Origin of the sequence: Streptomyces sp. YIM 98790 (genome assembly GCF_011421595.1) — a bacterium.
GTDB lineage: Bacteria > Actinomycetota > Actinomycetes > Streptomycetales > Streptomycetaceae > Streptomyces.
Genome location: NZ_WTLH01000092.1, coordinates 1 through 24,888, shown reverse-complemented (window position 1 = coordinate 24,888; position 24,888 = coordinate 1). Strand labels below are relative to the sequence as shown.

The 24,888-nt window shown below is 73.4% G+C and carries 18 protein-coding genes; 6 read left to right on the top strand and 12 right to left on the bottom strand.

Features of this window, described 5'->3' with window-relative positions:
* The 8 genes from GQS09_RS16415 to GQS09_RS16380 form a co-directional block, all read right to left on the bottom strand.
* Positions 1 to 1,224 (bottom strand): glycosyltransferase (locus tag GQS09_RS16415; protein WP_165986853.1); only part of this gene is annotated, 1,224 nt, incomplete at its 3' end.
* 47 nt (positions 1,225 to 1,271) lie between these two features.
* Entirely contained in the window at positions 1,272 to 2,240 is a 969-nt protein-coding gene (locus GQS09_RS16410) for a glycosyltransferase (RefSeq protein WP_165986851.1), read from the bottom strand.
* Positions 2,241 to 2,340: 100 nt separating this feature from the next.
* Positions 2,341 to 3,390: a glycosyltransferase family 9 protein gene (locus tag GQS09_RS16405; protein ID WP_165986849.1), complete on the bottom strand. Its 1,050-nt coding sequence runs from the start codon at positions 3,388 to 3,390 to the stop codon at positions 2,341 to 2,343.
* The gene (locus GQS09_RS16400; RefSeq protein ID WP_165986846.1) at positions 3,387 to 4,175 is read right to left on the bottom strand and encodes an HAD-IIIA family hydrolase; all 789 of its coding nucleotides are present in this window, start codon (positions 4,173 to 4,175) and stop codon (positions 3,387 to 3,389) included. Before GQS09_RS16400 ends, GQS09_RS16405 begins: the two co-directional genes overlap by 4 nt.
* Before the next feature lie 161 nt (positions 4,176 to 4,336).
* The gene (locus GQS09_RS16395; RefSeq protein ID WP_165986844.1) at positions 4,337 to 5,506 is read right to left on the bottom strand and encodes a glycosyltransferase family 2 protein; all 1,170 of its coding nucleotides are present in this window, start codon (positions 5,504 to 5,506) and stop codon (positions 4,337 to 4,339) included.
* Positions 5,507 to 5,604: 98 nt separating this feature from the next.
* Positions 5,605 to 7,287: a carbamoyltransferase C-terminal domain-containing protein gene (locus GQS09_RS16390; RefSeq protein WP_165986842.1), complete on the bottom strand. Its 1,683-nt coding sequence runs from the start codon at positions 7,285 to 7,287 to the stop codon at positions 5,605 to 5,607.
* Between the two features lie 200 nt (positions 7,288 to 7,487).
* Positions 7,488 to 8,519, bottom strand: coding sequence for a UDP-glucuronic acid decarboxylase family protein (locus GQS09_RS16385; protein ID WP_165986840.1), 1,032 nt, complete (start codon positions 8,517 to 8,519; stop codon positions 7,488 to 7,490).
* Positions 8,520 to 8,599: 80 nt separating this feature from the next.
* A complete protein-coding gene (locus GQS09_RS16380; protein ID WP_165986838.1) occupies positions 8,600 to 9,049 on the bottom strand; it encodes a DUF4383 domain-containing protein in 450 nt (149 codons plus the stop codon).
* Between the two features lie 254 nt (positions 9,050 to 9,303).
* Between GQS09_RS16380 and GQS09_RS16375 the strand changes: the two genes are divergently transcribed.
* On the top strand, positions 9,304 to 10,512 hold the full coding sequence (locus tag GQS09_RS16375) for a YihY/virulence factor BrkB family protein (protein ID WP_165986835.1): 1,209 nt from the start codon (positions 9,304 to 9,306) through the stop codon (positions 10,510 to 10,512).
* A 118-nt stretch (positions 10,513 to 10,630) separates the two neighbouring features.
* On the opposite strand, the gene GQS09_RS16370 is transcribed toward GQS09_RS16375, so the two are convergent.
* Entirely contained in the window at positions 10,631 to 11,776 is a 1,146-nt protein-coding gene (locus GQS09_RS16370; RefSeq protein ID WP_165986833.1) for an epoxide hydrolase family protein, read from the bottom strand.
* A gap of 63 nt (positions 11,777 to 11,839) precedes the next feature.
* On the opposite strand from GQS09_RS16370, the gene GQS09_RS16365 reads away from it, so the two are divergent.
* The 3 genes from GQS09_RS16365 to GQS09_RS16355 all read left to right on the top strand — a co-directional run bounded on the left by GQS09_RS16365 (position 11,840) and on the right by GQS09_RS16355 (position 18,122).
* The gene (locus tag GQS09_RS16365; RefSeq protein WP_165986858.1) at positions 11,840 to 12,802 is read left to right on the top strand and encodes a WYL domain-containing protein; all 963 of its coding nucleotides are present in this window, start codon (positions 11,840 to 11,842) and stop codon (positions 12,800 to 12,802) included.
* An 817-nt stretch (positions 12,803 to 13,619) separates the two neighbouring features.
* Positions 13,620 to 14,981, top strand: coding sequence for a glutamine synthetase family protein (locus GQS09_RS16360; RefSeq protein ID WP_165986831.1), 1,362 nt, complete (start codon positions 13,620 to 13,622; stop codon positions 14,979 to 14,981).
* Positions 14,982 to 15,107: 126 nt separating this feature from the next.
* A complete protein-coding gene (locus tag GQS09_RS16355; protein WP_165986829.1) occupies positions 15,108 to 18,122 on the top strand; it encodes a bifunctional [glutamine synthetase] adenylyltransferase/[glutamine synthetase]-adenylyl-L-tyrosine phosphorylase in 3,015 nt (1,004 codons plus the stop codon).
* 94 nt (positions 18,123 to 18,216) lie between these two features.
* Here GQS09_RS16355 and GQS09_RS16350 read toward each other — a convergent pair whose 3' ends face one another.
* The 3 genes from GQS09_RS16350 to GQS09_RS16340 all read right to left on the bottom strand — a co-directional run bounded on the left by GQS09_RS16350 (position 18,217) and on the right by GQS09_RS16340 (position 21,936).
* Positions 18,217 to 19,146 carry a phosphatase PAP2 family protein gene (locus GQS09_RS16350; RefSeq protein WP_165986827.1) on the bottom strand — a complete coding sequence of 310 codons (930 nt, stop codon included), beginning with the start codon at positions 19,144 to 19,146 and terminating at the stop codon, positions 18,217 to 18,219.
* Between the two features lie 323 nt (positions 19,147 to 19,469).
* The gene (locus GQS09_RS16345) at positions 19,470 to 20,501 is read right to left on the bottom strand and encodes a LacI family DNA-binding transcriptional regulator (RefSeq protein WP_313896167.1); all 1,032 of its coding nucleotides are present in this window, start codon (positions 20,499 to 20,501) and stop codon (positions 19,470 to 19,472) included.
* 166 nt (positions 20,502 to 20,667) lie between these two features.
* Positions 20,668 to 21,936, bottom strand: coding sequence for an extracellular solute-binding protein (locus tag GQS09_RS16340; RefSeq protein WP_313896166.1), 1,269 nt, complete (start codon positions 21,934 to 21,936; stop codon positions 20,668 to 20,670).
* A 360-nt stretch (positions 21,937 to 22,296) separates the two neighbouring features.
* Between GQS09_RS16340 and GQS09_RS16335 the strand changes: the two genes are divergently transcribed.
* Positions 22,297 to 23,565 carry an extracellular solute-binding protein gene (locus tag GQS09_RS16335; protein WP_165986824.1) on the top strand — a complete coding sequence of 423 codons (1,269 nt, stop codon included), beginning with the start codon at positions 22,297 to 22,299 and terminating at the stop codon, positions 23,563 to 23,565.
* 184 nt (positions 23,566 to 23,749) lie between these two features.
* Positions 23,750 to 24,766 (top strand): carbohydrate ABC transporter permease, encoded by a 1,017-nt coding sequence (locus GQS09_RS16330; protein ID WP_165986822.1) that lies wholly within the window; start codon positions 23,750 to 23,752, stop codon positions 24,764 to 24,766.
* Positions 24,767 to 24,888 lie beyond the last annotated feature (122 nt).

Sequence of the window (24,888 nt, the reverse complement as noted above, 5' to 3'; positions counted from 1 at the left end):
GGCCTCGGCCAGCGCGGCCGGGTCGCCCGGCGGCACCAGCCGGCCGGTGCCCGGGTCGGCGACGGTGTCGAGCTGCCCGCCGACGGCGCTGGCGACCACCGCCCGCCCGCAGCTCATCGCCTCCAGCGGCACGATGCCGAACGGCTCGTAGTCGGCCGGGCAGAGCACCACATCGGCGCTGCGCAGCAGTGCCGGGACGGTGTCCCGGGGCACCGCGCCGGTGAACACCACCCGGCGCGCCACTCCGGCCCGGCGGGCCGCCTCGCGCAGCCGCCGCACCTCCGGGTCGGCGTCCAGCCGCTCGGGCGGCGGGCCGCCGGCGATCACCAGTTCCGTGCCGGGCAGCCGGGAGAGCGCGGCGATCGACACCGCCGCGCCCTTGCGCGGCACCAGCCGTCCCAGGTGCAGCAGCCGGAAGGGGTGGCGGGCGGAGCGCGGGGCCTGCGGCCCGTCCGGCCGGAAGGCGTCCGGGTCCACCCCGCAGGGCACCACCGTGGTCCGCTCCGCCGGAATGCCCATGGCGGTCAGCTCCCGGACCTCGTCACGGCAGGTGGCGATCACCAGGTCGCAGCGCCGGCCGAGCTTCCGTTCCAGGGCGACCCGGACCCGCGGGCTGGTGTCGGCGGTGCCCTGGTGACGCCGCTTCACCGTGCCGAGCGCGTGGAAGGTGTGGAACAGCGGGATCGGCCGGGCGCCGGGGGCGGAGGCGGTGACGGCGCCGATGGCGCGCAGCGCGGCGATGCCGGACATCCAGAAGTGCGAGTGCACCAGATCCGGCCGGCCGCCGCCTGCTGCCGCAGCGCCGTCTCCGTCGCCGTCCGCGTCGCCTTGTTCCCGCGCCCAGTCCTCGGCCAGGAAGCGGCCGAACTCCGGCATGTGCGGCAGCAGCCGGTCCTTGGGGACGGGCTCCGGCGGCCCGGCCGGCACATGACGGACCGTCACTCCGGGGCCGGCCGGCACCTCGTCGGGCAGCCGCCCGGGCGGGGCGTCGCGGCGGGTGTAGACGGTGACGCGGTGGCCGCGGGCGGCGAGCGCGGCGGCCAGCCGGGCCACATGCACGTTCTGCCCGCCCGCGTCCACGTCGCCCAGTGCGGCCAGCGGGCTGGCGTGTTCCGAGACCAGGGCTATCCGCAGCCGCGGCCCGGTGCCGTTGCCGGGCGGGAACGCCGTCCCCGCCGTCCCCGGTGTCCCCGCAGTCCCCGGTGTCTCCGCCGCCTCCGGCATCTCCGGTGTTCCGGTTCCCGGGCTCCCTGGGCTTCGCGAGGTCCACGTCATCCGCGAGTCACCTCCTCCAGCAGGCGGTTCCAGTCGGCGAGAAAGCGTTTGAGGCCGTAGCGGGCCAGGGCCGCGGCCCGTGCCCGGTCACCCGCCTCGGCCGCCGCCTCCGGCTCGTGCAGGTAGCGGCGGGCCGCCTCGGCGAGCGTCTCCGGCCGGGTGGAGAGCACGCCCGCCCCTTCCGGCACCGCCTCCACCGCCTCGGTGGTGGCCAGCGCGACCACCGGCATGCCCAGGTGCATGGCCTCGATCAGCGACAGGCCCAGCGAGGTCCAGCGGACCGGGTGCAGGTAGAGCCGGCGGCGGGCCATCTCGGCGTGCAGCGCGGCCTGCGGCAGTTCGTGGCTGCGGCACCGGTCGGGCGGCACGCCGAGCCGGCCGGCCAGGCCGTCGGTGGCCATGCCGAACACGTCCAGCGGCGCGGCTGCGGCGAGCGCGGGCAGCAGGTCGGTGCCGGTGAACCGGCCGCGCCGCAGGGGCTCGTTCACCACCACGGCGGCGCGCTCCAGCTCGCCGGTCCATCGGTGGCCGGGGTCGACCACGCCGTGCTCGATGACGGTGGTGCGGGTGCTGCCGTTGTCCCAGAACAGCCGGTTGAAGTGGGTGACATGGACCAGCACCAGATCGTCGCGGCCGGCGCACGGGTGGCGGGTGCGCGGCACCTCGCCGTCGGGCGCGTTGTGCTCCAGGTAGACGGCGGGCAGGTCGCGGCCGGGGCGGCGTCCGCCGAGCCACCTCTCGGCGAGCGCGCACTCGTGCGGGCGTTGCAGCACCACCACGTCGATGTCGGCGTCCCGCAACTGCTCCGGCGGAAGTTCGCGGACCGAGGCGGGCCAGGGGAAGGTGCGGGCCCGGCCGAGGCCGTCCGGCCCGCGGTCCGGCAGCACCGGCACCAGGTAGGTGTGCGGTCCCTGGACGAACGCCGTGGTCCAGGAGCCGTGCACGTGCCACAGCAGGATGTTCACCCAGCTCACCTCACCGTTCCGCTGTTCCGCTGTTCCGTCGTTGCGCTGCTGCGCTGTTGCGCTGCTGCGCTGTTGCGTTGTTCCGTGGCCGTCGCTCGCCTCAGCCGGTTCTCAGCGGGGCGGGGTGCGGGGCGGCGGGGGAGATCAGCGACTCCACCGCCGCGAGCACTTCGCCGTCGGTCACCGAGTCCAGGCAGGGGTGGCCGGGCACCGGGCAGACCCGGGCCCGGGTGCCCCAGCAGGGGGCGTCCTGACGGCCCAGCACCACGTGCGGCACCCGGTAGGGCAGCCAGCGGTCGGCGGGCACCACCGGGGCGAACAGGCAGGCCACCGGCGTGCCGGCGGCGGCCGACAGATGGGACGGGCCGGTGTTGCCGACCACCGTGCAGCGGGCCCGGGCCAGTACCCCGGCCAGCTCCGGCAGCCGGGTGCGCCCGCCCAGGTCCAGGGCGTGCCGCCCGGCCACGGTGGCGGTCAGCTCCTTCTCCGCCGGGCCGCCGGTGACCACCACCCGGTGCCCGGCCTCGGCCAGCGCGGCCACCGCCCGGGTGGCGCGCGCGGGCGACCAGGCACGGGCCGGCACCGAGGCGCCCGGGTGCACCACCACGTACGGCTCGGGACCGGTCAGTGCCGTGGTGTCGGGCGGTGCGGTGATGCGCAGCTCGCCCTGGTCGCCGTCGGGCAGGGCGAAACCGGCGGCCTCGGCGAGGTCGAGCGCGGCGGCGGCCTCGTGGCGCTGGTCCGCCCGGCAGTGCCGCAGGTCCAGCAGCGAGCCGGGGTAGTCCTCGCAGTCCGCCGCCACCCATGGCACCCCGGCCATCTTCAGCAGCAGCGCGGCAGGCAGCGGGCTCTGGTGGTAGGAGGCCAGCACCAGGGCCCGGTCGAAGCGGCGGGCGGCGATCCGGTCGACCAGCGCGTCGACGGTGGCGCGGCGCACCCGGGGCGGGGAGAAGCCCACCCAGGGGGCGTCGTGCACCAGGATCTCGTCCAGGCCGGGCAGCAGGTGGGCGGCGGCCTCGCCCAACGGGCCGCAGAGCATGGCGGTGTGGGCGGAGCCCGCGGTCACCGCGCGCACCGCCGGGCCGGCGAGCAGCACGTCGCCGGCGTTGTCCAGCCGGACGACCAGGGTCCGGGGGCGGCGGACGATCATCGGTGGCCCTCCGTCTCCCCGCACGCGCCCCGGTCCGGTCCCCGGGGCCGGTCCGGGACCGGCCGTTGTCCGGGGCGCGCCGGTCCGCGGCGGGCACCGGCGGAGCGGTCGTGGTCGTGTTCGCGGAGCAGGGCGCGCACCGCGGCGTGCACGGTGGGCGCGGTCTCGGGTGCCTCGGCGATCTCCCGGGGAAGCGTGACCGGGGTGGGCACCAGCACGCCCCGCGCCCCGGCCGCCCGGGCGGCGCGCACGTCCGCGCCGATGTCTCCGATCACCACGGTGTGTTCGGGCCGGACGCCGAGCCGCGCGCAGGCGGCGTGCACCAGGCCGGGGGCGGGTTTGCGGCAGCCGCAGCCCTCTTCGGGACCGTGCGGGCAGACCGCCCACACGGCGAACGGGCCGAGCAGCTCCTCCACCCGCCGCTGAACGGCCGTCAGCCGCTCCCGGGAGACCAGCCCGCGGGCGATGCCCGACTGATTGCTCACCACACCGATGGCGATGCCCCGGCCGCGCAGCATGTCCAGTGCCGCCCGCACCCCGGGGACGGGCCGCACGCGTTCCGGGGCGCCGTTGTACGGGACGTCCTCCACCAGGGTGCCGTCCCGGTCGAACAGCACCGCGCGCAGCGGCCCTTCCGCGTCCCGTGCCGGTGCCGGCGGCGCGGCGCGGGCGGGGGCCTCCCCGGCCGGGAACAGCCACGGCACCAGGGCCGGCGGCGGGGACCACGCCGACTGCGGCGACGGGGCGGCGGCGCCGGCCGGCGGTATGTCCGGGACGGTCCGCATGGCCGCCGCCGCACGGGTCCCGGGCGCCTCCGGGGCCTCCGCGGCCTCCGGGACCGCTGCGGCCCGCGGTGGCCGTGGGGCGGGAGCGCTCTGTCGCATGGGCCAGTGAGTAGCCGGAAGCCCACTGCCCAAACCGTGGCAAAGCCCGTCACCGGCTCGTATCATGCGCTTTCACCCCGATGGCGCAGCAGGCCGGCCAGCCAGTGCCCGACCGCCACCGGCGGGATGAGCAGGCTGGTGGTGACCATCCGCGCGGTCTCCTCCACGGTGCGCGGGCCGGGCGCGATCCGGGCCGCGGTGAAGTCGGCGGTGCCGGCCAGCCACAGGCCGGCGCACACCGCCGCCGTCCGCCGCCGCCCCAGGGCGGCGGCCAGCAGCGCCGCCGTGCCCGCCGCCGTGGTGGCCAGATGCCGGGGCAGCCGTCCGCGCGGAGCCTGCGCCCGGGACCACCAGTCGCGGCCGTGGATGCGGGTCATCAGCACGTCGTCGGCGTTGCCGGCCTGGGCGCGCACCGACACCCACCAGTCGGCAGGCCGCACCGGGTGTTCGGTGCGACGGCGTCCGGGCTGCAGTGTCCATCCGGTGTCCTGCACCCGCAGCGCCAGGTCGGCGTCCTCCCGGAAGGCGCGCGGGAAGCGTTCGTCGAAGCCGCCGACCGCCTCCAGGGCGGCCCGGCGGTAGGCCATGTCCGCGGTGATCCAGCGGGCCGTGGCCAGTCCCGCGGTGACCCGCTCCCAGTCGGTGGCCGGACGGTCGGGCGGCAGCGGGACGCTGATCCGGCCCTGGATCCCGGCGGTGCCGGGGGCGGCCGCGGCCAGATCGGCGGCCAGGTCCGCGGCCCAGTCGGGGGACGGGACCACGTCGTCGTCCAGGAAGGCGATCCAGCGTTCCGGGACGGTGCGCCAGCCGGCGTTGCGGGCGGCGGCCGGACCGGCGGCCGGACCGGTGATGATCTCCACCAGCCCGCGCAGCGGTCCGGGGATGTCCACCGGCAGCGGTTCGGGGTCGTGCGGCGGGCGGTCGTCCACCAGCACGATCCGCCGCGGCAGGGGGCCGCGGCCGTCGGCCAGTGCCCGCAGGGTCCGGCTCAGGCTGGGCCGGCCGAGGGTGGGGATGACGACGGCGTAGGCGAGTTCCTCGGGCAGGCTCCGCTCCCGGCGGCCGGCCCGGCCGGTGCCGCGGTCCGGTCCGGCCTCCTCCGGGGGCGGATGCCAGGACGCGGCATCGGTCCAGTCGCCCGAGGCGTACCACTCCGGGGCGCCGCCCGCGGTGTCCCGGTCCGCTTCGTCGTGACGCCCGTACCCGGACGGGCGGGAGGGCTCGGCGGTCATCCTCGGCACCCCTTTCCCGGTGTACCCGGTTTCCTGGTTGTCCGGTTCCTGACCGGCTGGTGGCTGTCCTGGGGCGGGCCCGGAGGCCGGGCACGCCGTCAGGCGCTCACCGCCGGTCCGGCCGGCCCGGCCGGAGCGGCGAAGAACGCGCCGCGCCGCACCGCGAACGGCCCGATGGCCAGCAGGTCGACCGGCGAGGAGCCGAAGCACTCCAGGGCGTCCCGGGGGTCGTCCACCATCGGCCGTCCGGCCGTGTTGAGGCTGGTGTTGACGACCACCGGCAGTCCGGTCAGCCGCTCGAAGGCGGTCAGCATCCGGGCCGCCAGCGGCTCCGCGGCGGGATCGACGGTCTGGATGCGGGCCGTGCCGTCCACGTGCACCACCGCCGGGATGCGGTCCCGCCACTCCTCGTCCACCCGGTGCACGAAGAGCATGTACGGGCTGGGCAGCGGCCCGTCGTGGAAGATGGCCTCCGCCCGGTCGGCCAGCACCATGGGCGCCACCGGCCGGAACTGCTCGCGCCCCTTGACGTCGTTGAGCCGCTCCAGATTGCCGGACTTGCCGGGGTGGGCCAGCAGCGAGCGGTGGCCCAGTGCCCGTGGGCCGTACTCCGAACGCCCCTGGAACCAGGCCACGATGGCATCGTCCGCCAGCGCCTGGGCGACCGTGACGGCGATGTCCGGGGGGCGTTCGTAGGGCACGGCGGCGGTCTTCAGCCACGCCTCCAGTTCCGCCTCGGACCAGCCGCGCCCCAGATCCGCGCCGGGCATCGGCACGGTGGGCACCCCGCCCCGGGCGGAGAGCAGCAGTGCCGCGCCCAGCGCGGTGCCGGCGTCGCCCGCGGCCGGCTGCACCCAGACCCGGGAGAACGGCCCCTCGCGCGCGATGCGGGAGTTGGCCACGCAGTTCAGCGCCACCCCGCCGGCCATGGTGAGCACCTGGTCGTGGGTCCGGCCGTGCAGCCAGCGGACCAGCTCCAGCAGCGTCTCCTCCAGGCACAGCTGGGCGCTGGCGGCCAGGTCGGCGTGCTCCTGGCCCCATGCCTGGCCGGGTCGGCGGGGCGGGCACAGCTCCGCCCAGGGCACCCCGGTGGCGCGGAAGCCGCCGTCGTCGGTGGCGTGCACGTGGCGGCGCAGCTCGGGCAGCATGCGCGGGCGGCCGTGGGAGGCCAGGGCCATCACCTTGTACTCGTCGCTGGAGCGCAGGAACCCGAGGTGCTCGGTGAGTTCCTCGTAGACCAGGCCGAGGGAGTGGGGCAGCTGCTGGGCGTGCAGCGGTTCCAGGTCGCCGGCGCCGTTGCGGCGGGCGGCCAGGTGGGAGGCGGACTCGCCGCGGCCGTCGAGCACCAGCACCGAGCAGTGTTCGGCGTCCGGGGCGGCGAAGGCACCGGAGGCGGCGTGCGCGAGGTGGTGCGGCACGAAGCGGACGGCCGCGGGGTCCAGGCCGGGCAGCGCCTCGGCGATGAAGCCCGGTGCCTCGCGGGCGTAGAGCTGGCGCAGATGGTCCCAGGGGTCGTCCAGGCCCAGTTCTCCGGCCGGGCGGGCCAGCGCCGGGTCGTAGGAGTAGGCGACGGCGTCCAGGTCCTGCGGGCGCAGTCCGGCCTGTTCCAGGCACCAGGCGGCGGATTTCTCCGGCAGTTCCCAGGCGGAGAAGGGGAGCGGCCGTTTGCCGTGCTTGCGCCGGGAGAAACGTTCCTCCTCGGCGGCGGCGACCACTCGGCCGTCGATGACCAGGGCGGCGGCCGGATCGTGGAACAGGGCATTGATTCCGAGAACGCGCATGAGGCGGCCCCTTCGGCGTTGCCGCTGCCGCTTCGGGGACAGCGGACGGTGAGCGGGGGAGAGCGGACGGCGGACCGCGCGCGGGGTCGGGCGGGAGCCGCCGGGAGAGGGGAGGGAAGGGCAGGGGCGGAAGGCCGTGAGGGGCCCGGGGCCTCCCGGAGACGTCACCGGAAACCGGCCGCCGGCCCGGCCCGGCCCGGTCAGGCCGGCCCGGCCCCCGCCGCGCTGCCGGTATCTGCCGCGGCGCCGTCCGGAACGTGCGCGCGGAACCAGGCGATGGTGCGTGCCAGCCCCTCGTCCGCGCCGATCTGCGGCTCCCACTGGAGCTTGCCGCGCGCCAGGGTGATGTCCGGGCAGCGCACCGCCGGGTCGTCCGCCGGCCGCTCGATGAATCTGATGGTGGAGGACGAGCCCGCCAGGCTGATGATCTTGCGGGCCAGGCCGACCATGGTGATCTCGTCCGGATTGCCGATGTTGACCGGCCCGCGCAGGTCCGAGGCGGCCATGGCCAGGATGCCGCGCACCGTGTCGTCCACATAGGCCAGCGAGCGGGTCTGAAGGCCGTCACCGGTGACGGTCAGCGGCGCCCCGGCCAGCGCCTGGCGGATGAAGGTGGGCACGGCCCGGCCGTCATGCCCGCGCATCCGCGGGCCGTAGGTGTTGAACAGCCGGACGATGCCCGTGTCGGTGCCGTGTGATTCGGCTTCCGCGCAGGTCAGCGCCTCGGCGAAGCGCTTGGCCTCGTCATAGACGCTGCGCGGGCCCACCGGGTTGACGTTCCCCCAGTAGGTCTCGCTCTGCGGATGCTGCTGCGGATCGCCGTACGCCTCGGAGGTGGAGGCCAGCACGAAGCGGGCCTCCTTGCGCCGGGCCAGCCGGAGAGCGTTCCGGGTGCCCAGGCTGCCGGTGTCCAGGGTGTGCAGCGGCAGCCGCAGATAGTCGGCCGGCGAGGCGGGAGAGGCGAAGTGCAGCACCAGATCCACCTCGCCGGGCACGTCGAACGGCTCGGAGACGTCCGCGTGCAGCAGCGTGAAGCCGGGCCGGCCGGTCAGGTGGGCGGTGTTCTCGGGGCGCCCGGTGCAGAAGTCGTCCACGCAGCAGACCTCGGTGCCCCGGTCCAGCAGGGCGGTGCACAGGTGCGAACCGAGGAATCCCGCGCCGCCGGTGACCACGGCGCGCCGGAAGCGCGCCGGACGTCCGGCCGTGGCCCGGCGGTCCTGTCCTTCGTCCATGATCTTCCGTCCTGTCGTGTGTCTGCTCTGCCGTCGCAAGGCCGTGGGCAGCCGCCCCCCGGCACCGTGCGGGGCAGGGGTCAGTACGGCCCCGGAGCGCGCCGTGGCAGGAAGATCCCGAGCGCCACCATGCCCAGCCCCAGACCGAAGTGCAGCCAGTCGTCCGCGGTGTTGAGCGGTACGAAGTTGGCGTCACTGTCCTTGTCCACGACCAGGCCGTAGATCCACAGCACCAGATAGATCACCCCGCCGCCGAGGAGGAAGGAGCGGGCCAGCGTGGCGGTGCGGGCCATCAGCACGCCGGCCACGCCGAAGGCCAGATGGACCAGGTTGTGCAGCACCGACACCTGGAAAAGCCCGAACAGTTCGGCACCCGATTCGTGTCCGGCGAACTCCATGTCGGAGAAGTCGGTGGTGATGCCGGGGATGAACCCCAGCACGCCCACCAGCAGGAAGACCAGTCCGACCAGTGAGGCGGCGATGGAGACCGGCGCACCACGGGCGACCGGCGTTCGGTAGCGGCTCGTCATGGCGGTTCCTCCCGGTGACTCGTCGCTCGGCTCTTCAGCCGTGCACAGGTCGGAAGTGAGTACCCGCGCTCTGTCATTGAAAACCACCCAAACTGGACGAAATGCCAAGAAATGACAAAAACTCTTCACTGACGGTGACAAGGTGTGCGTAATACCAGGCCGGAGGGGTACTGCGGAGAGCGCACGCAGTGCACCGGAAAACCACGGAAGTCCACCGGGAGTCCACCGGAACCGGCAGACGGCGAGGTGAAGCCATGAACCACGGTTCTCCGCCACCCGACACGCCCACCGACCTCAGCGGCCGGTCCTGGCGACAGGTGCTCAAACGCACCCTGAAGAAATTCAAGGCCGCCCACCTCATCGACTGGGCCGCCGCCCTGACCTACTACGGCGTGCTGTCGATCTTCCCCGCCCTGCTGGCCCTGGTCTCCCTGCTGGGCCTGATGGGCTCGGACGCCATCGACCCGCTGATGGAGAACGTCGAGGACCTGGCACCCGGCGCCGTGCAGGAAGTGCTCTCCAGCGCCCTGGAGCAGTTGCAGGGCAGCCAGACCACGGCGGGGTTCGCGCTGATCGCCGGTCTGGCGGTGGCACTGTGGTCGGCCTCCGGCTACGTGGCGGCCTTCATGCGGGCCTCGAACATCGTGTACGAGGTCCCGGAGGGACGGCCGATGTGGAAGAAGCTGCCGGTCCGGGTCGGCGTCACCCTGGCGCTGCTGGTCGGGATGGCCGTCACCGCGGTGGGCATCGCCGTCACCGGCACCGTCGCCCAGGAAGCCGGCGACCTCATCGGGCTGGGCGACACCGCGATCCTGGTCTGGGACATCGCCAAATGGCCGGTGCTGCTGCTGGTGGTCAGTCTGATGATCGCACTGCTGTACTGGGCCTCGCCCAACGCCAGGCAGCCCGGCTTCCGCTGGATCACCCCCGGCAGCCTGCTGGCCGTCATCGTCTGGGTCATCGCCTCGGCCGCCTTCGCCTTCTACGTCGCCAACTTCGGCAACTACAACCAGACCTACGGCTCCATCGCGGCCGTGATCATCTTCCTGATCTGGCTCTGGCTCACCAACACCGTGATCCTGCTGGGCCACAAGCTCAACGCCGAACTCGACCGCGGCCGCGCCATCGAGGCCGGCATGCCGCCGGAGCGGGAACCCTTCGTCGAACTCCGCGACTCGCGCAAGGCCCGCACCGAGACCAAACCGGAGCGGCGCCCGGAACCCGCCCCCGAGGAACGGACTCCCGGGGAACGCGCCACCACGTCACGCCGCGGCCCCGCAGGAGCGAGCACCGCCGAGTCACCCCGCGCCACGGCAGGCGCCTCCAGAACACGCCCGCCCGAAGAAGGCGCGCCCGAAAAGCACGCGCGCGAGGAGCAGGAGCCCCGCGAGCGCGGCGGCCCGGAGTCCGAATCCGAACGCATTTCGCGCCGCGGCCGGCGCCCGGGCGCCACACCGTTCTGACACCCTCCCCACGAGACGTCGCCGGACGCCGCCGGATGTGGGACCGGCGAGGTCCGGGACGTGCCGGACCCGCCGGGCCTCGCATGGGCCTTCGCTACCCACGGGCCCTGACGCGGAGTCAGGAAATGCCGCGGAAGAAGGTGCGGATGTCGTCCGCGAGCAGCTCCGTCTCCTCCATTGCGGGGAAGTGACCGCCCTCGGTGAACTCGCTCCAGTGGCCGATGGCCTTCCACGGGTCCACCACGCGGCGCATGAGCGGGTGGGTGTCGAACACGGCCCATCCGGACGGCACGCCGGAGGCCATGACCACGTCGATTCCGGAGTGCTCGGACTCGTAGTAGAACTGCGCGCTCGACGCGCCGCTGCGGGTGAACCAGTACAGGCTGATGTTCGTGAGGAGCTGGTCGCGGTCGACCGACTCGTCCGGCGTCCGGTGGGCGCCGCGGCGGTTCCTGGGCCTGAACTTCTCGGCGATCCACGCGAGCTGACCGACCGGCGAGTCGGTGAGCGCCGCGCCGATCGTGTCGGGACGGTGGTTCTGCATCTCGAGATACCCGCGCTCGGCCGCATCCTCGGTGCGCACTGCCTCGATCTGGGCGATCTCGTCATCGGACAGACCGTCGGGCCAGGGGAACTTGTAGCCGACCAGGCCGAGCCACCGGGGGTCGCCGCCGATGTGCGTGCCGATGACGCGCTCCGGGTGGATCGCCGCGAGGCGGCCGGTGGTGCCCGCACCGATGTCGGTGCCGTGGGCCGCGAACCTCTCGTAGCCGAGACGCGTCATGATCTCGGCGTAGGCATCCGTCGTCCGCGCCAGCTCCCAGCCGGTCCCGGACAGCGGGGTGGAGAAACCGAAGCCGGGCAGCGACGGGATGACCACGTGGAACTCATCGGTCAGCAGCGGGATGAGCCGCTGGTACTCGACGAACGAGCCCGGCCAGCCGTGGTTCAGGATCAGCGGGACGGCCTCCGGGTTCGTCGACCGCGCGTGGACGACGTGGAACGTCTGGCCGTCGACGACCGTCGTGAACTGTGCGTACGCGTTGAGCTTCGCCTCCTGCGCACGCCAGTCGAACCCGTCGCACCAGTACGCGGCGAGCTCCTTCAGGTACACCAGCGGGATACCGCGGCTGAAGTCGGTGCGGTCGTCCCGGCCCGGCACGGGGATCGGCCAGCGCGTGTGCGCCAGCCGGTGACGCAGGTCGTCGATGTCGGCCTGCGGGATGTCGATGCGGAACGGTGTGAGTGCGTCGTTCTCGTTCATGACACCGACGCTCCCAGGCAATGCGGCAGGCCGGCTTCCGTAATTGCGGAAATGATGGAGAACATGTTGCAGACCTCGGCCCGCCTGCTCGAACTGCTGTCATTGCTCCAGCTCAAGCGCGACTGGACGAGCTCCGAACTCGCCGGCCGGCTCCAGGTGAGCACGAGGACTGTGCGCACCGACATCGGCAAGCTGCGGTCGCTCGGCTATCCCGTGGACGCGCGCCCCGGCGTCGCGGGCGGGTACCGGCTGGCCGCCGGGACGGCGATGCCCCCTCTGCTGCTCGACGACGACGAGGCCGTCGCCGTCGCGGTCGGACTGGGTGCGGTCGCGACCCAAAGGCTCGGCGTCGAGGAGACATCGCTCACCGCGCTCGCGAAGCTGGAGCAAGTGCTGCCCTCGCGCCTGCGTCGGCGCGTCGAGGCGGTACGCGAGGCGACGAGCGTCGTTCCGGGGGCCCAACCCCTGCTCGACCTCTCGGTTCTCGGCGCGGTAGCCGCCGCGATCCGCGGCCGTGAACGGCTCCGGTTCGGATACACGAAGCCCGGGGGCAGCGAAGAGGCCCGCCACACCGAACCGCAACGGCTGGTGAGCTGGGGGCCGCTCTGGTACCTGCTCGCGTGGGATCTCGACCGTGACGACTGGCGGGTCTTCCGTGTCGACCGCATGGTTCCGCACGCTCCGACGGGTGTGCGGTTCACGCCGCGCGTGATCCCGGAGGACAATGCCGTCGCGTACGTCGTCGGACGCGTCAGCAAGGCGGGCTGGACGTACCGCGCCCGGGTACTGGTGCATGCTCCCGCCGCCAAGGTGGCCGCGAAGATCCCCATCCCGGTCGATATCGAGGTGGTCGACGAGTCCACGTGCCATGTCGAGCTGGGTTCCGACGACCCGGACCGGCTCGCGCTGTGGATGACACAGCTCGACGTCGACATCGAGGTGATCGACGGAGACGAGCTCGCGGTGGCGTTCGAACGCCTCGCGACGAGGTTCCGCCGCGCGGCGGGCGGCGCATCCGCGACATGAATCCCGGCCGCCGGTCGTTCGACGGTGTCGCCGCGGGCCGGCGGCCGGTGTCCGGGGCCCTTGAGCACCTTGCCGCCGGCTCGGCGCAGGACTCGGCCGTCCCCGCCCCGCGTGCTCACGGCGGACCGCGGACCTCGGCGAAGACGGCCGGCAGGACGCCCCCCAGCGGGTACCAGGACTGTTCCGCCGCCTTCAAGGAGGGCCATACACCTCTAACGGACCGGCGGGTGTTCGGTGCGAGGCGGGTGGGGCAGATGGCGGATCGCCGATCGCGCGCGGCGGCTCCTGCGGTTCGGGGCGTTGATCATCGATGGTGTGCTGTTCCACACCGCGGCCCGGCCGCTCACCTGACCGGCCGGCGGCTGCCCGCCCGGCCCGATGAGGCGTCGGCCGCCGCTCCGGTGCGGCGGCGCCCGGTGCGGCGGTGCTGGTCCGGGGAGCTGTACTGCGAGGCGGTCAGGGGCGGGCGTCCTCGCCCCTCTCCGCCGGGGGCGCCCGCATCTCGTGTTACATGAGGATGACGCTCCGCTCCCTGCAGTTGCGCCGTCATCGGGCAGGTGCGGCCTGCTTGGGCGTGAGCAGGGCCCCGCTTCTGCCTCCGAGCCGGGCAGAAGACAGGCACCGGCCGGCCGTTCCCCGGGAGCTTCCGACTCGCCGCCGGAGGCATCCCCGGGGTCCCGGACCTGGGCGGTTGCCCGCGCGCCGGGCCCCGGACGCGCGTGCGCAACACCCCGGAAACGGTGTGGTGGAATGCTCATGTGCCCCGGTAGGTCGGCACCCTGGGAGCAGAGCGTCTGACCAGCGAGGATTGGTGGAAATGGATAAGCAGCAGGAGTTTGTGCTCCGGACGCTGGAGGAGCGGGACATCCGCTTCGTCCGGCTGTGGTTCACCGATGTGCTGGGCTTCCTGAAGTCTGTTGCCGTGGCCCCCGCCGAACTGGAGCAGGCCTTCGAGGAGGGCATCGGCTTCGACGGCTCCGCCATTCAGGGCTTCGCCCGGGTGCACGAATCCGACATGATCGCCAAGCCGGCGCCCAGCACCTTCCAGATCCTGCCCTGGCGGGCCGAGGCCCCGGGCACCGCCCGGATGTTCTGCGACATCCTGATGCCCGACGGCTCCCCGTCCTTCGCCGACCCCCGCTACGTGCTCAAGCGGATGCTGGCCCGCGCCTCGGACCTGGGCTTCACCTTCTACATCCACCCCGAGATCGAGTTCTTCCTGCTCCAGAAGCGCCCGGTGGACGGCTCCCGCCCCACTCCGGCGGACTCCTCGGGCTACTTCGACCACACTCCGCAGCACGTCGGCATGGACTTCCGCCGCCAGGCCATCACCATGCTGGAGTCGATGGGCATCTCGGTGGAGTTCTCCCACCACGAAGGGGCGCCCGGCCAGCAGGAGATCGACCTCCGCTACGCCGACGCCCTCACCACGGCCGACAACATCATGACCTTCCGGCTGGTGATCAAGCAGGTCGCCCTGGAGCAGGGCCTGAACGCCACCTTCATGCCCAAGCCCTTCTCCGAGTACCCGGGCTCCGGCATGCACAGCCACCTCTCCCTCTTCGAGGGGGACCGCAACGCCTTCCACGAGACCGGCGCCGAGTACCAGCTCTCCAAGGTGGGCCGTTCCTTCATCGCGGGCCTGCTCCGGCACGCCGGGGAGATCTGCGCGGTCACCAACCAGTGGGTCAACTCCTACAAGCGGATCTGGGGCGGGGCGGAGCGCCCGGCCGGCCAGGGCGGCGAGGCACCCTCCTACATCTGCTGGGGCCACAACAACCGCTCCGCACTCATCCGGGTGCCGATGTACAAGCCGGGCAAGACCGCCTCCACCCGGGTCGAGGTCCGCTCCCTGGACTCCGGCGCCAACCCCTACCTGGCCTACGCGGTGCTGCTGGCCGCCGGCCTGAAGGGCGTCGAGGAGGGCTACGATCTCCCGCCGGGCGCCGAGGACGACGTCTGGGCCCTCACCGACGGGGAACGCCGTGCCCTGGGCATCCGCCCCCTCCCGCAGAACCTCGGCGAGGCCATCGATCTGATGGAGCACAGCGAACTCGTCGCCGAAACCCTCGGCGAACACGTCTTCGACTTCTTCCTGCGCAACAAGAAGCAGGAGTGGGAGGAGTACCGCTCCCAGGTCACCCCCTTCGAACTGATGAAGAACCTCCCCGTGCTGTAGTGCCGGCCCGGCCCGCCGCCGCCGGAAGGTCCGGTGCCGGTGCGGGAAGGGGGTCGTTAGGGTGTCCGGAGGAGGGGCGGGGCGACGTGGTGGCCGGCGGGGGAGAGCACAGCGAAGGGTAGAACCGTGTCGCTAGGCGGGCGGCGGGACAGCCGGTTCGGGAGGCTGCTGAGGCACGGGTTCACCGACCCCGGTGCGGCGGAGCGGCTGCTGGACTCACCGGCGCTGCGGCCGGCCGGGTCGGACGGGGCCCTGCTGGACAGCCTGGCCGCGGCGGCCGACCCGGATCTGGCGCTGCGCGGGCTGGTCCGGATCGCCGAGGCGCAGTCGCCCGCCGAGCGTGCGGTGTTCGTGGACACCCTGGTGGCCGGGAAGCCGCTGCGGGACCGGCTGGTGGCCGTGCTGGGGGCCTCCGAGGCGCTCGGGGACCACCTCGCCCGGCGGCCGGGGGAGTGGCGGGAGCTGGCGTCCTTCGACACCGTCGCGGATCTGCACCCCGGAGTGGCGGAGTTCGAGGCGGCGCTGGCCGGGGCGGCCGATGCCGACGGGCTGCGGCTGGCCTACCGCCGTGCGCTGCTGCTGATCGCCGCCCGCGACATGACCGGCACCACCGGTTTCGCCGAGGCCGCGGCCGAACTGGCCGATCTGGCCACCGCCACGCTGCGCGCCGCGCTGCGCATCGCCTGTGCCGAGGCGCCGCAGGACGCCTCGCGCTGCCGGCTGGCCGTCATCGGCATGGGCAAGTGCGGCGGCCGGGAGCTGAACTACGTCTCGGACGTCGATGTGATCTTCGTGGCGGAGCCGGCGGAGGGAGAGGCGGAGGGCACGGCCATGCAGGCCGCCACCCGCCTGGCGTCGCGGATGATGCGGCTGTGCTCGGACACCACGGCGGAGGGCACCATCTGGCCGGTCGACCCCAATCTGCGGCCGGAGGGGCGCAACGGCCCGCTGGTGCGGACGCTCGCCAGCCATCTGGCCTACTACCGCCGCTGGGCCAAGACCTGGGAGTTCCAGGCCCTGCTCAAGGCCCGCCCGGTGGCCGGGGACGCGGCGCTCGGCGAGGAGTACGCGACGGCGGTGGCCCCCATGGTGTGGCAGGCCGCCGCCCGCGAGAACTTCGTGCCCGATGTGCAGGAGATGCGCCGCCGGGTCGAGGAGTCCATCCCCGCCGCGCACGCCGGACGGGAGCTGAAGCTCGGGCCCGGCGGGCTGCGGGACGTCGAGTTCGCGGTGCAGCTGCTCCAGCTGGTGCACGGCCGCAGCGACACCGAACTGCGCAGCGGCAATACGCTCCGGGCCCTGGCGGCGCTGTCCGCGGGCGGGTACATCGGGCGGCGGGACGCCGGCGCGCTGGACGCCTCCTACCGTTTCCTGCGCACCGTGGAGCACCGCATCCAGCTGTTCCGGCTGCGCCGCACCCATCTGATGCCGGAGGCCGAGCCCGAGCTGCGGCGGCTGGGGCGTTCCCTGGGCTTCCACCGCGACCCGGTCACCGAACTGACCACCGCCTGGCGCCAGCACGCCTCGGTGGTCCGCCGCCTGCACGAGAAGCTGTTCTACCGCCCGCTGCTGGACGCCGTGGCCCAGCTGGAGGCGGGCCAGGCCCGGCTCAGCATCGAGGCTGCCGAGGAGCGGCTGGTCGCCCTCGGCTACGCCGACCCCGCCGCCGCCCTGCGCCATCTGCGCGCCCTGGCCTCCGGGGTCAGCCGCAAGGCCGCCATCCAGCGCACCCTGCTGCCGGTGCTGCTGGACCGGTTCGCCGACTCCGCCGACCCGGACGCCGGACTGCTCAACTTCCGCAAGGTCTCGGACGCGCTGGGCTCCACCCCCTGGTATCTGCGGCTGCTGCGCGACGAGGGCGCGGCGGCCGAGAATCTCGCCCGGGTGCTGTCCGCCGGGCGGCTCGCCCCGGACCTGCTGCTGCGCGCACCCGAGGCGGTGGCACTGCTGGGCAACCCCGAGGCGCTGCTGCCGCGCGGGCGCGAGGCCCTGGAACAGGAGATCCTGGCCGCGGTCGGCCGCTACGGCACCGACGCCGAGGCCGCCGTCACGGCCGCCCGCGGCATCCGCCGCCGGGAACTGTTCCGCACCGCCGCCGCCGACCTGATCGGCGCCTATGCGGGCGGCGCCGCCGGGCCCGGGGAGCAGGCGGCCGGAGCGGGGGAGGACGGCGAAGCGGCGGTGGACCGGGTCGGCGCGGCCATCTCCGACATCAATGCCGCCACCCTGGCCGGTGCGCTGCGCGCCGCCGTCCAGGCCACCTGGGGCGGCACCCTGCCCACCCGTTTCACCGTGATCGGCATGGGCCGCTTCGGCGGTCACGAGCTGAGCTACGGCTCCGACGCCGATGTGATCTTCGTGCACCAGCCCCGGGACGGCGTCGGCGAGGAGGAGGCCGCACGGGCCGCCTTCGCCGTGGCCAACGAGATGCGCCGGCTGCTCCAGATCCCGGCCACCGACCCGCCGCTGCTGATCGACGCCGATCTGCGGCCGGAGGGCAAGTCCGGCCCGCTGGTCCGCTCCCTGTCCTCCTACCGCGCCTACTACGGGCGCTGGTCGCTGGTGTGGGAGAGCCAGGCCCTGCTGCGCGCCCAGCCGATGGCCGGCGACGCGGAGCTGGGGCGCCGCTTCACCGAGCTGATCGATCCGCTGCGCTATCCCGAGGGCGGCCTGGACGACCGGGCGGTGCGCGAGATCCGGCGGCTCAAGGCCAGGATGGAGGCGGAACGCCTGCCGCGCGGCGCCGATCCCACCCTGCACACCAAACTGGGCCGGGGCGGCCTGTCCGACGTGGAGTGGACCGTGCAGCTGCTCCAGATGCGGCACGGCCACCGGGAGCCGGGGCTGCGCACCACCGGGACCCGGGCCGCACTGGCCGCGGCCGCCGGGGCCGGTCTGCTCGACCCGGAGGACGCCCGGGTACTGGACGAGGCGTGGCGGCTGGCCGGCCGGGTGCGCAACGCGGTGATGCTGGTACGCGGCCGGCCGGGCGACACGTTTCCCTCCGAGACCCGCGAACTGGCCGCGGTGGCCCGCTACTTCGGCTACCCGCCGGGCCACGCCGGGGAACTGCTCGACGACTACCGCCGCACCACCCGCCGGGCCCGCGCGATCATGGAACGCCTCTTCTACGGCGCCTGACCCGAGGACGTGGCCCGGCCCGCGGCGACCGGGCCGCCCGCGCCCTGAGCGGTGATCCGGAGGGGGCCGGGCGCCGCGCCCGGCAGTGCGCGGGTCAGGCGGTGCGGTCCCGCTCCCGCTCCCGGTCCGGGCGGGCGGCGGGGTCCGGGCGGGCGGCGGCCGTGGCGCCGGAGCGGGCGGCGAACGGCGCGAAGGGGAGGGCGAGGGTCCGGCGGGGCGGGAAGTCGGGGTACCGGGGCAGGCGGTAGCAGAGGGCGCCGTACCAGACACCTGCCACCAGGAAGCCGAAGGCCAGGCAGATCAGCCCGCCCACCGCGTCCAGCCAGAAGTGGTTGGCGGTGGCCACGATCACGAAGAGCGTGAGCACCGGGTAGAGCACGCCCAGCGCCCTCATCCAGCGGGCCCGGGCGAGCATCACGATGGTGATGCCGCACCACACCGACCAGCCCACGTGCATGGACGGCATGGCGGCGTACTGGTTGGAGACGGTCTGCATGCTCTCCGAGGACAGCGAGCCCCAGGTGTTGTGCACCAGGCCGGTGTCGATGAAGTCCATGCCGTCCATCAGCCGGGGCGGCGCCAGCGGATACAGGTAGTAGCCGAGCAGGGCGACACCCGTGGTGGCGAAGAGCACCGTCCTGGTCGCGCCGTAGCGGCCGGGATGGCTGCGGAACAGCCACACCAGTACCGCGATGGTCACCAGGAAGTGGAGCGTGGCGTAGAAGTAGTTCAGCGTCACGATCAGCCAGGTGACGTCGTTGGCCGCGTGGTTGACCGCGCGCTCGAAGGCCAGGCCGAGGGCGCGCTCGGCGTCCCAGATCCACTGGGCGTGCCGCTGCGCGGCCTCCTCCTGCTCGGGCACGGCATTGCGGATCAGCGAGTAGGTGCCGTAGCTGACCGCGATCAGCAGCAGCTCGAACCAGATCAGGGGGCGGCGGGGGAGACGCTGCCGGGCCAGCAGGCCCTGCGGGCCGGGCGACGGGGCGGCGCCGCTGACCGTCCGTACGGCGGTGGTGCCTGCCATGGCTGGAGACTTCACCCGGTGTTCTTCCCTGTTCCCGTTGTGCCCGCTGGGCCCGTTGTTCCTGCTGTGGCCGGTGCCGTGCCCGGATCTGCGCCCGCTGCCGCGGCCCGCCGCGGCTGCGCCCGTACTCCCCATCCTGCGCGCACCCGCCCGGGGACCGGAACCGGAACCGGAACCGGGGCCGGAGCCGAGGCCGGGACCGGCCGTCACGCTGGTGTCCCCCATGACCCGACAGTCTGCCAGAGTGCACGGACAGTGCGATCATCCCCCGGTCTGGTCTTCGGCCCGGCGCCCTCCTCCCGGCGGTGGAGACCCGTCCCGGATCAGCCCGGGGAAGGCTCGGCCGGCGCGGTGGCGGTGGAGCCGCGCACCACCAGCTCCGGCATGAAGACGAACTCGCTGTGCGGGGCCGGAGTGCCGCCGATCTCCTCCAGCAGCGCCCGCACCGCCGCCTGCCCCATGGCCTGCACCGGCTGCCGGATGGTGGTGAGCGGCGGATCGGTGAACGCGATCAGCGGGGAGTCGTCGAAGCCGATCACGGAGATCCCGCCGGGTACCTCCAGGCCGTGCTGGCGGGCGGCCCGGATGGCGCCCAGGGCCATCAGGTCGCTGGCGCAGATCACCGCCGTGCAGCCGCGCTCTATCAGCGCGGAGGCCGCGGCCTGGCCGCCCTCCAGGGTGTAGAGCGAGTGCTGCACGAACGGCGCGCACCGCTCCTCGTCCAGCCCGAGTTCGTCCCGCATGCCGTGCAGAAAGCCCTCCTTCTTGCGCTGCACCGGCACGAACCGGGCGGGGCCCAGGGCCAGCCCGATCCGCCGGTGGCCCAGCGACACCAGGTGCGTCACGGCCAGCCGCATGGCCGCCCGGTCGTCCGGCGAGACGAAGGGCGCCCTCACCCTCGGGGAGAACCCGTTGATCAGCACGAACGGCACGCCCTTGGCGCGCAGCCGGTCGTAGCGCTCCATGTCGGCGGTGGTGTCCGCGTGCAGGCCGGAGACGAAGATGATGCCGGCCACGCCGCGTTCCACCAGCATCCCGGTGAGCTCGTCCTCGGTGGAGCCGCCCGGGGTCTGGGTGGCGAGCACCGGGGTGTAGCCCTGGCGGGTCAGCCCCTGCGCGATGACCTGGGCGAACGCCGGGAAGATGGGATTCTCCAGCTCGGGGGTGATCAGCCCGACCAGACCGGCGCTGCGCTGGCGCAGCCGCGCGGGACGCTCGTAGCCGAGGAGGTCGAGCGCGGTCAGGACAGCCTCGCGGGTGGCCGCGGCGACGCCTGGCTTGCCGTTCAGGACTCGGCTGACCGTGGCTTCACTGACCCCCGCCTGGGCTGCGATGTCGGCAAGCCGTGCGGTCACGCTTGTGGACTGTACCGGGCAGGTGTCGGCCTTGCCCACCGGGTGTGCCGATTCCGGCCGTATGCGGCCTTTCGGCCTTCGCTGTCGTGCACCTGCCGCACCGCGCCGCTGGTCCGCCGTCCCGGTACGCCGGGCGGCCCGTGCCGGGCGCCCGCGCCGGGCGGGGTCAGGAGGCGGGGATGATCCAGCCGGTGAGGAGCTCGTCGCGCCAGGTCCGGGCGGTGGCGTCCAGCCCCGCCTCGGGCGAGGTCTCGCCGCGCAGCACCGCGGTGTAATGCTCCTGGAAGATGCCGAACATCCGGGCGGTCTCCGCCAGCGGCGGCCTGGCCACCGATTTGGTGTGGGCGAAATAGAAGGCGTTGCGCACCGGGTCGGCGAGCACGGTCTCGCTGTAGGCGGCCTTGCGGGCGGGCAGCAGGTCCAGGGCGACGGCGGCCTTCTCCTGCTGCTCGGTGGCGGTCATGAAGGCGGTGAACAGCGCGGCGGCGGCCGGGTGGCGGCTGTCCGCGGAGATCACCAGGCTGTGGCCGCCGGTGGGGGAGCCGGCGATGCCCGTGGAGCCGGCCGGGACGGGCGCGATGCCCAGGTTGCCGGTGCCGCGGAAGGCGGTGCCGTCCTGGGCGTCGGCCACCGACCAGGGGCCGTTGATCATCATGGCGGCCTCTCCCTTCTTGAAGGCGCTCTGCATCGCGGAGTAGGCGTCCTCGGCGGGCGGCACCGGGGCGGCACCGGAGGAGACCAGCCCGGCCGCGGTGGTGACGCCGCGGACCGCGGGACCGCCCGCGACGGTGATGGTCCGGCTCGCCGGGTCGACCAGGTCGGTGCCCTCGCCGTAGAGGAACGGCAGCGCGTAGTAGGCGTCGGTGTTGAGCACGATGCCCTCGGCGCCGGTCTCCTCCTTGACGGTGAGGGCGTAGTCGCGCAGCTCGGTCCAGTCGCGCGGCGGGCGGGTCAGCCCGGCCTCCTCGAACAGCGCCTTGTTGTACAGCAGCGCCAGCGTGTCGGTGACCTGCGGCACCCCGTGGACCGCGCCGTCGAAGGTCACCCCGGCGACGGTGTTCTCCAGGAAGTCCTGCGGGTCCGGCTCGGCCACCGTGCCGGTGAGGTCGGCGAGCAGCCCGTCGGCCACGAAACCGGCCGTCCAGCCGACGTCGGCCCGCAGCACGTCCGGCGCCCGGCCGTCGGCGGCGGCGTCCAGGAAGCGCTGCCGGGCCTCGAAGAAGGGCACATTGACGTAGGTCACGTCGATCTCGGGATACTCCTTCTCGAAGGCCGCGACAAGCTGGTTGAAGAACGGGGCCTCGGTCTCGTTGGAGGTGTCCCAGAAGGTGACCGTGCCGGTCACCGGGGGCTCCTCGTCGCCGGACAGGGCGGAGCAGCCGGTGCCCGCGGCGGTCACCGCACCGGCCAGGAGCAGGCCCGCCAGCCGCCGCACGCGTCTGCTTGCGGGGCGTCGGGGGCCCGCTCCGGCGCCGCGTGCCCGGCTGTGCGGTCCGGCCGCTCCGGCCGCTGTGCCACGTCGCATGGGTCCCTCCGCCTGCCGCTTGTTCCCGCTGTGCGTGCCCGGCCGGGGTCCGTGCGCGTACGCGCATCCCGGCGAGTGGCGGGAACCTAGCAGCTTGGAAACCCTTGCGGAAGCTCTTGCGAGCGGGCTTGCAGAAATTTGCCGCAAGGTCTTTCCAAACGATTGCCCCCCTGTTACGTTCCTGGACAGCCCAGCGGCGCAGTGGTGCGACGCTTCAGGTGCCTTCAGGCGCACCCATAGTCGGGCATATCGGTTAAGAGGAGTGTTCACATGCGGCGCAGCATAGGGACGACCGCTGTCATCGCGGCTCTGGCGCTTGCGGCAACGGCTTGCGGTGGCAGTGATGACGACGGCGGCAACGGAGGGTCCGGAAACGGGGGCACCAGCGGCGGAGAGCTGTCCGGCACGGTGACGTTCTGGGACACCTCCAACGAGACCGAGGCCAAGGTCTTCAAGGCCGTCGCCGAGGAGTTCGGCGATCAGCACCCCGGCGTCACGGTCGAGTACGTCAACATCGGCTGGGACGGCGCACAGGACCGCTTCAAGAACGCGGCCGGCGCCAACGAGGCCCCCGACGTGATGCGCACCGAGGTGGCCTGGGTCTCCGACTTCGCCAACCTGGGCTACCTGGCCCCGCTGGAGGACACCCCGGCGGTGGACAACCAGGAGGACTACCTGGAGCAGGCGTGGGCCTCCACCCAGTTCGACGGCCACACCTATGCCGTGCCGCAGGTGATCGACACCCTGGCGCTGTTCTACAACAAGTCCCTGCTGGACGAGGCCGGCGTCGAGGTGCCCGGGACGCTGGAGGACATCAAGAACTCCAAGGACGCCTTCTCCGGTCTGGAGGCCCCGTTCTACCTGCGCGGTGACGACGCCTACTGGATGCTGCCGTACCTGTACGGCGAGGGCGCCGACCTGGTCGACGCCGGGAACCAGAAGGTCACCGTGGACGAGCCGGCCGGTGTCGCGGCCTTCGAGGCGGTCCAGGACCTGCTGGACTCCGGCGCCGCCATCACCGACACCGTCGACGGGTGGGAGGCCATGATGAGCTCCTTCGCCGAGGGCAAGGTGGCCATGATGATCAACGGTCCCTGGGCGATCGCCGACGCCACCGCCGCCATCGGCGAGGAGAACCTGGGCGTGGCCCCGGTCCCGGCCGGCGGCGCCTCCCAGGGCGCCCCGCAGGGCGGCTGGAACTACGGCGTGTACGCCGGCTCCGACGCCCTGGACGCCTCCTACGCATTCGTCAAGTACATGAGCTCCGCCGAGGTCCAGCAGAAGATCACCGAGGAGCTCAGCCTGCTGCCGACCCGCAAGTCGGTCTACGAGGTGGAGTCCGTCGCCTCCAACGAGATGGTCCAGTTCTTCGCCCCGGCCGTCGAGGTGGCCCACGAGCGCGCCTGGATCCCGGAGGCCAACTCCCTCTTCGACCCGCTGAAGGAGGAGTTCGAGGCCATGCTGCTGGGGCAGTCCACCCCGGAGGAGGCCGCCAGGAAGACCGGCGACCGCTACCGGGACCTGCTCGGCTGGGAGTGACCCGGCAGCCGGCCACCGCCGCCGCGTCCCGCCCGCGCCCGCCGCGGGCGGACCGGCGGCGGTGGCCGGCCCCGCACCGCTTCCCGCGGGCGGAGCGCCGCAGCAGCGGGACGGCACGGCAGCGGCACGAGCAACGGCACGGCATCGGACGACGGACGGACAAGACGAGGGGCTGACGGGCACCATGCCTGACGCGAGCAGCCAGTCGGTGGTCACGGCCCGGGACACCAGCACCGCGGGTGCCCCCGGCCCGGGCCGCCGGACTGAGAAGACACCCGGGCGGCTGAGGCGAGCGCTCGCCACCCACTGGTACGCCTGGACCATGATCACCCCGGTGGTCGTGGTGATCGCCGTGATCATCGGCTATCCGCTGGTGCGCGGCGTCTATCTGACGTTCACCGATGCCAACGAGGCGAATGTCGAGCGCCGGATCGGCGTCAACCACATCCCGGCCACCTACGAGTACGTCGGGCTGGACAACTACACCGACGTGCTCACCGGCGGCGAGTTCTGGGACCGGCTCGGCTGGACGGTGATCTGGACCGTCGCCTGCGTCAGCATCACCTTCACCCTGGGCCTGGCCCTGGCGGTGCTGCTCAACCGCAAGCTGCGCGGGCGCGGCCTGTACCGGATGGCGCTCATCCTGCCCTGGGCCATCCCCGCCTTCGTCTCGGTCTTCGCCTGGCGGATGCTGTTCAACGACCGCAACGGCATCCTCAACGCCGCCCTGGAGGGCGGCGGGCTGGAGGGGCTGCACTGGCTGACCGACCCGCTGTGGGCCAAGGTCGCGGTGATCGCCGTCAACGTCTGGCTGGGCGTGCCGTTCATGCTGGTCGCCATGCTGGGCGCACTCCAGGCCATCCCCGGCGAGCAGTACGAGGCCGCCGAGATGGACGGTGCCAACCCCTGGCAGCGGTTCTGGAACATCACCCTGCCCGGGGTGCGCTCGGTCAGCGCCACGGTGATCCTGCTGAGCTGCATCTGGACCTTCAACATGTTCCCGGTGATCTTCCTGCTCACCGGCGGCGGCCCGGTCGGCTCCACCGACATCCTGGTCACCGAGGCCTACGAACTCGCCTTCCAGCGCAGCCCCCGCGACTTCGCCGGCTCCGCCACCTGGGGCGTGCTGATTCTGCTGCTGCTCATCGCGTTCGCCATGGTCTACCGCCGGGCGCTGCGCAAGCAGGGAGAGGTGTGGTGACGATGACTTCCCAGTCCGCCCAGTCCGCCCAGTCCGCCCCCGGCACGGGCGAGGCCGCCCCCGGCACCGACGGCCGGGAGCGCGGCACGGTCCCGGCCGGCCGCGCCGCCCCGCTCGCCCCC